9 protein-coding genes and 3 pseudogenes are annotated in these 10,922 nt (G+C 59.5%); 6 read left to right on the top strand and 6 right to left on the bottom strand.

Going from position 1 to position 10,922, the window contains the following annotated elements; genetic code table 11:
• Nucleotides 1-511 precede the first annotated feature (511 nt).
• From F759_RS0134235 to F759_RS0134220, 3 genes are all read right to left on the bottom strand, one after another.
• On the bottom strand, nt 512-1,366 hold the full coding sequence (locus tag F759_RS0134235; RefSeq protein ID WP_027803757.1) for an SDR family oxidoreductase: 855 nt from the start codon (nt 1,364-1,366) through the stop codon (nt 512-514).
• A gap of 294 nt (nt 1,367-1,660) precedes the next feature.
• Nucleotides 1,661-2,575, bottom strand: a complete 915-nt coding sequence (locus F759_RS0134230) for a LysR family transcriptional regulator (RefSeq protein ID WP_027803756.1) — start codon at nt 2,573-2,575, stop codon at nt 1,661-1,663.
• Nucleotides 2,576-2,853: 278 nt separating this feature from the next.
• Nucleotides 2,854-3,336, bottom strand: coding sequence for a hypothetical protein (locus F759_RS0134220; protein ID WP_244438991.1), 483 nt, complete (start codon nt 3,334-3,336; stop codon nt 2,854-2,856).
• Between the two features lie 366 nt (nt 3,337-3,702).
• Here F759_RS0134220 and F759_RS39570 point away from each other — a divergent pair, with 366 nt between their 5' ends.
• Nucleotides 3,703-5,418, top strand: coding sequence for an ABC transporter permease subunit (locus F759_RS39570; protein ID WP_051377573.1), 1,716 nt, complete (start codon nt 3,703-3,705; stop codon nt 5,416-5,418).
• A 163-nt stretch (nt 5,419-5,581) separates the two neighbouring features.
• On the opposite strand, the gene F759_RS39565 is transcribed toward F759_RS39570, so the two are convergent.
• Entirely contained in the window at nt 5,582-6,367 is a 786-nt protein-coding gene (locus F759_RS39565) for an IS6 family transposase (protein WP_051377572.1), read from the bottom strand.
• Between the two features lie 41 nt (nt 6,368-6,408).
• On the opposite strand from F759_RS39565, the pseudogene F759_RS45470 reads away from it, so the two are divergent.
• The 4 genes and pseudogenes from F759_RS45470 to F759_RS0134185 all read left to right on the top strand — a co-directional run.
• Nucleotides 6,409-6,615, top strand: a pseudogene (locus F759_RS45470) (hypothetical protein); the annotation flags it as partial.
• Between the two features lie 69 nt (nt 6,616-6,684).
• Nucleotides 6,685-7,047 carry a hypothetical protein gene (locus F759_RS39560; protein WP_051377571.1) on the top strand — a complete coding sequence of 121 codons (363 nt, stop codon included), beginning with the start codon at nt 6,685-6,687 and terminating at the stop codon, nt 7,045-7,047.
• A gap of 782 nt (nt 7,048-7,829) precedes the next feature.
• Nucleotides 7,830-8,072, top strand: coding sequence for an AbrB/MazE/SpoVT family DNA-binding domain-containing protein (locus tag F759_RS0134190; protein ID WP_027803752.1), 243 nt, complete (start codon nt 7,830-7,832; stop codon nt 8,070-8,072).
• Complete coding sequence (locus F759_RS0134185) at nt 8,069-8,500, top strand: PIN domain-containing protein (protein WP_027803751.1); 432 nt, start codon at nt 8,069-8,071, stop codon at nt 8,498-8,500. The genes F759_RS0134190 and F759_RS0134185 overlap by 4 nt, the downstream gene beginning before the upstream one ends.
• Nucleotides 8,501-8,598: 98 nt before the next feature.
• Here F759_RS0134185 and F759_RS42655 read toward each other — a convergent pair whose 3' ends face one another.
• Nucleotides 8,599-8,799 carry a hypothetical protein gene (locus F759_RS42655; protein ID WP_152530784.1) on the bottom strand — a complete coding sequence of 67 codons (201 nt, stop codon included), beginning with the start codon at nt 8,797-8,799 and terminating at the stop codon, nt 8,599-8,601.
• Between the two features lie 434 nt (nt 8,800-9,233).
• Nucleotides 9,234-10,251, bottom strand: a pseudogene (locus F759_RS41770) (IS91 family transposase); the annotation flags it as partial.
• A 4-nt stretch (nt 10,252-10,255) separates the two neighbouring features.
• Between F759_RS41770 and F759_RS44680 the strand changes: the two are divergent.
• Nucleotides 10,256-10,435, top strand: a pseudogene (locus F759_RS44680) (hypothetical protein); the annotation flags it as partial.
• Nucleotides 10,436-10,922: the final 487 nt, after the last annotated feature.

The following is a 10,922-nucleotide window of genomic DNA, read 5'->3' as shown; positions in this document are numbered from 1 at the left end:
GGCGCGTCGCGGTCCGTGCAGCGCACGCTTTGATTCGAAGCGCGGGCGGGAGGCGCACCGACCGCATGGAGGCTGATGATCAAACGCCATGCGGGCACGTCGGGTTTTTGCCGTCAAGAACGTTCACGCCTTCCATAGGGTTCAGGTGCAGAGCCGACGGGCAGCGGTCTCCACGCCTTCACTGGCCGCAGATTGTAATCGTCAAAGCATCCCTTCGGGCGAGCTCGCTGCTCAAGGATCTGGAGTAGGGCGCAACGTCACTCGGTGGCGCTGACTGAGGCACGCATAGGTGAGCTGTTGCGGGTCCTGCTTGAAGTCATGGCAGCGCGTCCGAACAACGTTGTTATTCCAACAGTGGGCGGCGGTCGGGTGCACCGTTAGTGGCTGCGCGAATCTGCATGCAAGCACACGTAGGTATGGGCCGATCCGATCATGGCTCGCAGTATCGGGTATCGAACAAAATCTCACGAACTGTCGGGCACCTTGTTTTCCCGCCGGGCGTCGGTACCAATCAGCCCTTCAACGCCACCTCGACCGCCTCGGCCAGCGTCGTCGTGCTACGTCCGAGAAGCGTGGAAAGATCGCGGGAGGTGCTGTCCAGTTCGCCTGCCGACGCTTTCAGGTCGGCATCGACGACGACATCGGCAATCATCTTTGGCAGACCGAAGCTCAACAGCGCGGCCTCATAATCGGCGGCGGGCAAGTGGTTATACACGATCGTTCGGCCCGTCTGCTTCGACACTTCCTCGGCCAGCTCCGTCAGCGAATAGGCTTGGTCTCCCGCCAATTCATAAGTCCGGTTGGCGTGACCGGGTTGCGTGAGGACCCTCACCGCCGCATCTGCATAATCGGCGCGAGACGCAGAGGCGAATCGACCTTGCCCCGCGCTGCCGTTGATTGCCGAATTGGCGAGAGCTGCGGCAAGTCCGCTAGTATGGTTCTCGAGGTACCAGCCGTTGCGTAACACCACGAAGTCCACTCCAGTGCTCTTCAAATACGCTTCGGTCCGATTGTGCTCGTCGGCAAGAATCAGATTGGAAGTGTCGGCGCGTAGCATGCTGGTATAGGCAATCAGCTTAACGCCCGTTTGCTTGGCGGCATCTATCACAGCCCGATGTTGCCGGAATCTTTCCCCTAGCTGTACCGCAGAAATGAGCAACAGTTGCTCCACCCCCTTGAACGCATCGACCAGCGTTTCGGGGCGATCGTAATCTGCCTCGCGTATCTGGACGCCGAGCGCGCGCAAGCCATCGGCCTTTTCAGGGCTCCGGACTGCCGCGATGATCTGGCTGGCGTGGACGACTTGCAAAAGACCTTTGACAACCAGTTGGCCAAGATTTCCATTGGCACCCGTAATGGCGATCATTTTCTATTTCCTTTTACTCGAGGGTAGCGTTAAATAAATCAAGTAGTGCTACTTATTTGATGTGGAAGCGGAGGCGTAATGTTTCTCGCTTCAGGCGGTATTCGTCATCGAGGCGACTACCGGAACAGTCAAGTGTCTGTCGTGTTCATGATCTGCTTCCTCGATAACCTGGGTGGTCCATGGAACGTCGGAGCATTTCCCCGTCGCCGAAGCAGTCTATACAACCTCGGTCAGCCTGAGAAACGCCTGATTTATCAAAAGATTGTTGTCGAATAACCCTCTTATCGCATCGGTTTACGACAACTTCTGCGACGGATGCCGGGCAAAGAGTTCGGCAACCCAGTCCACGAATACACGCAATTTATTGCTAAGATGCCGATTCGGCGGGTAGACAATCGAGACCGGCATGGGCGAGATATGCCATTGCTCCAAGCAGTTTTCCAAGACGCCGGAGGCGATCAGTGGTGCGATCATGAAAGTTCCGCCACAGATGATGCCAAGCCCGGTTCTGGCAAGATCGGTACAGGTCGGCACATCGTTGCAGAGCAAGACCTTATTGCCTTGGATGTCGACAGTTTCGCTGTCGTGACTGGCTACGATGGGGAATGGTTTGGCGGTTCTCGCCGATATCATGTGGATCACCGTATGGTGAAGCTCGATTTCGCTAGGGTGCTGCGGCTTGCCGTGCTTTTTCCAGTAATCCGGCGATGCGCAGAGTCCGAAATGGCTGAGACCAATCTGTCTTGCCACCAGTGATTGATCGGTCACGGTTCCGACGCGGATTGCACAATCCACATTGTCTGCGAACAGATCGACGGGCGTGTCGCTGGCGCCGATCTCCAGGTCGATATCCGGGTATTTCGCGAAAAAATCAGGTAGAGCAGGCACGACCACCGAATGGGCCAGCGGACGCGGAAGGTCGATGCGCAGTCGACCTTTCGGATTGGACTTGGCGCCGGTCATGGAGTTTTCCAGTTCCTCGAGGTCGGCCAGCAGGCGCACGGCCCGATCGTAATAGGCCGAACCGTCGGGCGTTACGGTGACGCGCCTGGTCGTGCGATTGAGCAGTTTCGTCGCTAAATCGTCTTCCAGCATCTGAACCAGTCGCGTGACTGTCGCCTTCTGAAGGTTGAGGGTCTCGGACGCTTTGGTAAAGGTTCCCGATTCCACCACGCGCACAAACACGCGCATTGCGTCGAACTTATCCATTTGTCTTCCGAATGAATGGCAGGCAGTAAAGCGATACGATTGTCGTGTGTGAGGCAGACTCAAACTGCGCCGTATTGTCGCATCGTTGAGATAACCGACTGCTTACTTGCGTCGCGAGCCATCTGTCTGCTTAGCGTCCGAAAACAAACTGTCGTGAAAGAAGTATTGGAGGTAGATCTCGCGGCGGTATTCAAAAGAGGGTTTAGAGAACAGGCTGAACGCTTCGAATTCCATTTGTCCGGGCGCTTCGTAGCTGGTACACATGACCTCTTCCTCCGTCAGTCGATGGGAGCAGGAATGGGGGAGCGCTCGGATCCTTGCAGGAAGGCGAGCAGGCGCCGCTCGGCGCTCTGGTACTGGTGCAGCGGGGCGGTGCGTAGCTGGGCGTCGTGGAGGGCGAGAAGCGCCGTGAACGTGGAGACGCAATCTTCGTCGAGTGACCAGCCGTCCTGCTGACCGCTCTCGTGCGCCTTCATCAGCGTGATTTCTCCGACGCACTCAGCGGCCTTGAACAGTTCGACGGGTTCGTCGCCATACCCGGCGCACTGAAGGAACCACGCCATGTAAGTCGCCCGGGTAAGTTCGTTGACGATGCGACCGTTGCCATGGCCGCGACGCCAGCAGTCCAGCGCGACGTGATAGGACAGTGAGCGGTCGCGCGCCAATGCAGCGCTCATCGGCAACAACTGTGTTTTGGTGAGTGGCCTGCGCGCCATCTTTGTGTCGCCTGCGCGCTTCCGGCTTGAATCCGTCTTGTCCATCGCTCCGTTGGATCGCCCGCCATCAGTGAACGGGCTTCACGCAATGGTAACAGCGTGGGGCATGGTGCCGCGGCGGACTAGGAGGCGGAGATGAACGCTCGGTACATTGCCGATGACCACAATCTCGTCGTTATCCAGTTCGACCCACGACACCGTCTCCCGGGTTTCCTTGGCCAGCTGGGATAACACGTGGTAGCTGCGCTCAAGTGCCGCGTTGGCTCCAATCATTCCATGAACGAAGCGGAACACTTTCGCCGACAGCGAATAGAGCTTGGCTGGCTACGCTTCCTGTTCGATTCAGGGCCAACGACCGTGACTGACGACCGAAGGTGAGGGTGCCGTACTGATCGGACGACAATCCGACGTATGCGATGGCTCGCTCAGTCGGTCCGTCTGCTGCCAATCGTGCCGACGATATTGTTCCTGCTGATCTTCTTCATCGTGCCGGTCGGCGAAATACTGCAAGGCGGCCTTGTCAACGCCGACGGCAGTTTTGGATTTGGGCAGTTCGCGCGCATTGCGCACACACCGGTCTACGCGAAAGTGCTGTGGATCACGTTTTCGATTTCGATGATGACCGCGGTGGTTTCGGTGCTGCTCGGCTATCCGGTCGCGTATCTGCTGAGCCGGCTGTCGGCGCGCGTACGCGAGCGCTGGCTGCTATGGATCATGGTACCGTTCTGGACCAGCTACCTGGTCAAGACTTACGCGTGGATGTTGCTGCTGTCGAAGACTGGCGTGCTGTCGACCATCGCACTTGCACTCGGACTCGTCAGTGAAACGAACGGCATCGTGCCTTCGCTGACAGGCGTGCTGATCGGCATGGTGCACGCGATGCTGCCGCTCGCCGTGATGACGATGCTGCCAGTGATGCGCGGTATTGACGAACGCCTCGCTCAGGCGGCCGAGACGCTCGGCGCCGATCGCGGCATGAGTTTCTTCACCGTGTTCCTGCCGCTGTCGTCCCCGGGCGTCGCGGCGGCCGGACTGCTCGTGTTCATTTCGAGCATCGGGTTTTTCATCGTACCTGCGTTGCTTGGTTCGCCGAAGGAAACGATGATCGCGCAACTGGTGATCTCGTCGGTGCTCGAGCTGTTCGACATGCGCTTTGCGGGGGCACTGTCGACCGTGCTATTGCTGTGCTCGATCGTCATTTTCCTCGTCTATGACCGGCTGGTTGGGCTATCGTCGTTGAGCGGCGAGGTGCGGGACACGCGGCGCGGCTCGCGTGCGCAAGGCGCGCAGCTCGGGCTGCTGCTGGCGGCTGGCCGGTTGACGGCGCCGTTCGTCAGGCGCCGGATGACGCTCGATGCGCATGCAGCCGGCGGTTTCGGCCCGCTGCGCATCTATTCATTCGTGGTGCTCGCAGCGCTGGTCGCGCCCGTGTTGTCCGTGATCCCTTATGCGTTCACGACCAGTGACTTCATTGCGTTTCCGCCAAAGCTGTTCAGCTTGAAATGGTTCGGCACGTTCCTGTATTCGCCGGTATGGCAGAGCGCGCTGAGCCGATCGCTGGAAGTGGGTCTCGGCACCGCGTTGCTGTCGCTTGTACTCGGCTTCGGCGCGACGCTGGCGCTTACGGGGATGTCGCAGCGGGCCAGTAAGCCTTTGTTTGCTCTGCTGATCGTGCCGCGGATTGTCGTCGCGATCGGCCTGCTGTATCTGTTCGCGCGACTTGGGTTGACGGGCACCAATACGGGCCTTGTGATCGGTCACACGGTGCTGGCGATTCCGTACGTCGTGGTGACGCTCGCCGCGGGCTTCCGCCAGTTCGACTGGCGACTGGACGCCGCCGCCCGCTTGATGGGTGCGTCGCCAGCAAGACGCATCGCAACCATTGTGTTGCCGCTCCTGATGGCGAGCGTGACGGCGGCTTTTCTGTTCGCGTTCCTCGTGTCGTTTGACGACCTGACGATTGCGATCTTTGTGAGCGGCGGTATCAATACCACGTTGCCCAAGCAGATGTGGGACGACATCCAGTTGGCGATCACGCCGACGCTCGCCGCGGTCTCGACGACGCTGATCATACTCATCGCGTTGATCGGGTTCGTTTCCTCAAAAATCCGACGCATGGCGCGTTAGGTTTCGCAGATCGGGTTGCAGCGCCTCACAGTATAGGCACCTGAGGAGGTTTTGTCGCGTTAAGGCGGGAGAAGTAGTATTCGAGCCTGACAAATATGCTTTGGCTGGCCGATGAAGAAGACCCAAACACCGCGAAAGACGCTTGCTGCGGGCATGACGTTTGTCACGTTACTGTCCCCCGCGACGAGATATCCGCACGGACAGTCGTGTCTGAGAATACGGTGGACGCAGCTTGGACAATGCCAGTGAAGAGACGCCAGGCTTCGAATCGCGCGGCGAGCTGTTTGCGATACAGCGAGGCGCGTAGCAGATGACGCTTGAGCGCGAAGTGCTGGCGGATCGGACCGAAGCATGACAGGAATGACTGCGTGCGTTCTGGCAAGCGAAAACCTCGCATTCGGCGCTCGCGTTCACGCGTGGATTGATGGCTGTTTTCAGCGCGGTTGTTCACGCGCGCGCAGGCCTTGACGAAAACGTGCTTCACATTCACCAGCTCAGGGATCTCCGCTTTCGCGGCCGGGTAACTGCGCAGCTGGTCGGTGACGATTTTCTTCGGTACCTTGGAACAGCCAGCCAATACCCGTTTGAAGAAGCGTTTGGCCGCCGCCTTGTCGCGCCGCTTCTGAAGCAGGATGTCGAGTTCAATGCCGTGCTCATCGACTGCACGCCACAGCAGCCAAGGCTCGCCGCCTTGCGTCACGAACATCTCGTCGAGGTGCCATGTGCTGCCCGGCTGGCGCCGGGCAGTCTTGACCTGACGCGCAAAACCGGCACCGAATTTGTCCGTCCACCGCCGGATCGATTCATGGCTGACAACCACGCCGCGCTCAAACAGTAACTCCTCGATGTCGCGCAGGCTAAGCTGAAAACGGAAATACCACCGAACTGCCTGACTGATGACCGACGCCGGGAATCGATGGCCGTGGTAGAGCGATTTCGTCTTTTTCATCACTTCATCTTAGCTGACCAGCCCGCGAACGTGACAACGCCGTGCGCGAAAAGGTGATGCGCCGCTTCAAGTCGGCGCGCCATCTACAACGATTCACGTCGGTCCATGCTCAGGTGAGCAACTTGTTCATGCACTGCCGCTACAACGCGAACGTGCAACAGAAACGGCAGGCCCGCCAGCAGGCATTCAAGGCATGGGAAATCGTAACGGGGCAATCCGATGGTGGATCGCATTGCCGCATCAACTAGGTGTCCTCATGTTAAGCGCCTTCGCCTGTGCCCTTAGGGCAATACCCGCAGCGCAGACGTCCGTTTCTTATGTGGATTTGTCTTTCGGACAGTTTTCTGTCCATCGTCAACAGCGACCAGGACCCGACCGTCCTGATGGTGCGTGCGCGCCATAAGGGGGACGTCGAAGCCGTGTTCGGCCCGGAAACCCAAGTGACGACCATCCCCGGGCGCGACCATCAATTCCGCGCGTTCCTTCGGCGTGACATCGTCGGCATGGTGATCGCTCAGGCTATCACGCAAATCGCATACTTCAATTTCAAGAATTCCGTGAAGGACCCGTATTTGCACGATGCCTACGCACAGGTGTGGGGCGTCATGGCGGACCTGCAGGAGATTCGCCCATGCGACACCGAGCCACGCCAAGGTTTCCGTAAGCATCCGGTTCGTTGATCGTTGGGTATGCTTAGCGAAATAAATAGCTAACTTTCGGCGGGTTTAGCAGTCCTCCGCACGGGATACTCAACGAGCCTGAGCCAGGCAAAAGCCCTTATCGCAGAGTCTGGCGCACACGGCAACCTGGGTAAATTGCGGGAAACAGAGGGGGGCGCGTTATCTGTGAGACATTCAATGATCGCGCAGTGACGGCCCTGAACAGATCGAAGTATGAGGCGGTTCATATCCTGGAATGCTTTCGGGAGGCGAATCGTACGCTCCGAAGCGAGGCCGAATGTCTACCCGAGACCTGATTGATTGGGCCCGCGCGCTGGAGCGAGCGGAGACTCCGACATCCGCCCTGATTCATGCCGTTGCAGACTCTGCCGCGCGATGTCTTGCAGCGGCCACAGGTGGTCGCGTTGATATCGTTGTGCACGGCGTAGTTGTTATCTCGCGAGCCCCGGAACGCGCTCAAACCAGCCCCCAAAGTGGTGGCCCATGAGCGAACTGGTCAAGAGCATTCGGTTGCGGGCGTTTTGCCTTTCAGCGGACTTCGAGCGCACAGACGGGAAAAATCTCGCGTATGCGAGACGCGTATCGCGTCCGAGGTCGGTGGCACCGACCGGTCACTTTCGGCCGCTTGACATTGCCGTTGGGCTCGCCAAAGCATGAGCCTGCGCTCGGGAGCCACGTGCACGGATAGTCGCCCGCGAGGCAGTCATCAGAACCGTCTTCGCACTTGAAAAGCATTGGATTGGATATACAATACGATTTATGTATATCTATTGGAGATAATGATGCAAGTCGCTAAATGGGGCAACAGCCTCGCCGTCCGGCTGCCCGCGAGCGTCGTCGATGCACTGGGTTTGAAGGAGGGCGACGACATTGAGATCTATGCAGAACAATCCGGCGCGTTCTCGGTCAGCAAAAGGCCGACGGTCGCTGAGCGAATCGAGCGCCTGCGCAAATACCGCGGACGACTGCCTGCCGACTTCAAGTTCGATCGGGAATCGCTCAGCGAAAGGGGAAACGCTGAATGACGGTCGAGGCACCGGCGCGATTTGCCGTCGATAGCAATGTGATTGCCTATCTGTTCTCCGGCGACGCCGCGAAGGCGGACCGGGCCGAGGCGCTAGTGGTGCAGGGGGCTCCGATGCCCGTCATCAGCACGCAGGTAATGAACGAAGTTACGCTCGTCATGAGCCGGAAAATGGGGCTCTCGTGGGCGGAGATCAACGTTCTCCTAGGCGATGTGGAGGAGTTCTGCGAGATCGTGCCACTGACGCTTGAAGTCCACAAGGAAGCACGCCGTATCGCCGAACACTACGGATTCAGGTTCTACGATTCGTGCATCATCGCCTTCGCGTTGCTTGAAGATTGCGAAGTACTCTACAGCGAAGATATGCAACACGGCCAGGTCATCTTCGACCGGCTGACGGTGGTCAATCCGTTCCGGATCACCAGTTGACCGCCGTCTAATTCGTCGTCGGGCGTCGCACGGTTTGTAGCGGCGACGCTTTTGGCTCGCCGCAACGACGAATTCAGATTGTCCGGGTTTCCAATTGGCTAAAGTTTCAGTTCTTTCGTTGGGAGTTTCGCGGGACTGCCCGGCGTCATCGGACCGCCCTGCACTGCCCCCATCAGCGAGCGACGCGCATGGGAGTGATGAGAGACACCGAAGCCTTTACGGATGGCGCTTCCGGCCCTGTCCGCAATAATGTTTGCCGCGATGATGTTATTCAAAGCCATTGCTATTTGCAGATCCATCGAGCTTGTCGGATTGACAACCCATAAAACTGGGACTCCATTTGCGCCTAGCCCGCTTTATATTCATTTGACCCATTCCTGATAAGGCAGAGGATTTTTAGCGAAGCGGAAGCGGCACGCCGGGATGATCGCAGGCACGGCACGAAATCCGCGTCCGCTTCGCTAAAAATTCTTTGAGCGAAACCGATCTGCCGGCGCCAGCAGCTATGGGCATTGAATCAGGGTGGTGACCGCGATGTTGCAGATGGCGGTGCGGGATGGGCCGTGGAAGACGGTCCGCTGCTGCGCGTGAATTATGCGAGAGCGCTCGTGTGATTGTGACGGGCGGTGCGTTGTTGACGGTGGCGCCGCGACGGCCGCGGCGCGGCCAAAGCGCTGCCGCAACCGGGCGACCGGTTGTCCGGGTTGGTGCGCGGAGAGTGAAGGCGCGGGCGTCACGGCGCACCAGCAGGAGGTGCCCGCGGTCGAGCGTGATGCGGGATGAGTTCGATGCATACCATGTGTCCGGGCGCAAACGCTGGACAGTCACGCAGGGACCGACCGGTGAGTCTGGCGTAGCGGTCACGATAGTCGTGGCTAGGCTCATCAGCGGCAGTCGCGCGCGGCGGTATGACCTTGAGCAGGCGTCGGCATTCGGCGAGTCCAGTTTCGCGGCGCCGGTTGCTGAGGAACCCGTAGTGACGGATACGCTGCAGTCCGCGCGGCAGCACGTGAAGCAGGAAGCGGCGGATGAACTCCGGCGCGCCGAGCTGCATCACGCGCTGGGCGGATTCATGGCGGTAGTCTTTCCAGCGGAACGTGACGTGTCCATCGGCCATGTCGATCAGGCGATTGTTCGAGATGGCGACCCGATGCGTGTAACGCCCCAGGTAGTCGAGTACCTGCTGCAGGCCGCCGAACGGTTCCTTTGCGTACACCACCCATTCCGCGCGTCGCGGGCCATCCAGATAACGGGCGAACGCCTTCCCGTGCTGCAGGGACGCGAGGGCGTTGAAGAACCGCAGGCGCCCGGTCTCAAAGGCATGCCTCAATCGCTCGAGGAACAGACGCCGGAACAGGCGTGATAGCACGCACCGGCAGGAAGAAACCAGGACGGCAGGCAATCCAGCATGAGTGGTCCGGAGCGAGACCGCCGCCTGGCACCACGCAGTGCAGGTGTGGATGGTGCAGCAGATTCTGGCCCCAGGTATGGAGGATCGCGATGAAGCCGATGTCAGCGCCGAGGTGTTTGGGATCCGCAGCGATGGCCTGCAGTGTTTCAGCGGTGGCCTGGAACAGGATGTCGTAGACCGCTGCCTTGTTCTGGTAGGCGATCGCCGCGATCTCTTGCGGGACCGTGAACACCACGTGAAAGTACGGTACCGGCAGCAGATCGGCCTGACGGTCGTCGTGCCATTGTGCGCGGGCAAGCGACTGGCACCTGGGACAGTGGCGATTCCGGCAGCTGTTATAGGGGGCTACAGGTGCCCAAGAGTTCAAGAACGATGTCAAGACCGCAGGAAAGAAGAGCGGGCATGCTGTGCGCGATGCCGCGCACGCGGTCGGCCACGGTGCGAAGAAGGCTGGCCATGCCGTTGCCGATGCAACAAGGCACGGCTATCACGCGACGAAAAAGGTCGTGACAGGGCACGGATAGGGTCGCTTCGCGGCAACTGAGGCGGCGACTGCGGATCCAGAGCGCACAGCAGGGCTGCTCGTGTCATGGACGATCGCCGCTCTTGGCTGAGTCGTACCAACTGCGACAGCGCGGTCGTTCTGCCGCCAATCTGTGATGTCCAGACGGTGGCCGGCGCTTTGCCTAACCGTTTTCCCACGCTAACTGCCGTTACCGCAGCCTTGCAGCGAGGGGGAGAATTGTCGCCGGACGACCCGCCGGCCACAACCGCCCGACCGCATCCAGCTTTCGTGGCATTAGGGGTTCAGCTGCTAGGTCACGTGGGGTTGGACGCCCGGCAGTTTGCAATTAAGGCGCCTATTCGGCGCCGGGCGCGCTCGAGCTCATGAGGACGAAGGCGACGACGAGAATGCGGACATCGAGCTGATCGACGGCGCCGGTCACTGGATCCAGCAGGAGCAGCCGGTTCGGCTCGGCGAGCTCCTGCTTGCCTTTACCAGGGAGGTGG

It is taken from the genome of Paraburkholderia dilworthii (genome assembly GCF_000472525.1).
Lineage (GTDB): Bacteria > Pseudomonadota > Gammaproteobacteria > Burkholderiales > Burkholderiaceae > Paraburkholderia > Paraburkholderia dilworthii.
This window is presented reverse-complemented; position numbering and strand designations above follow the sequence as displayed.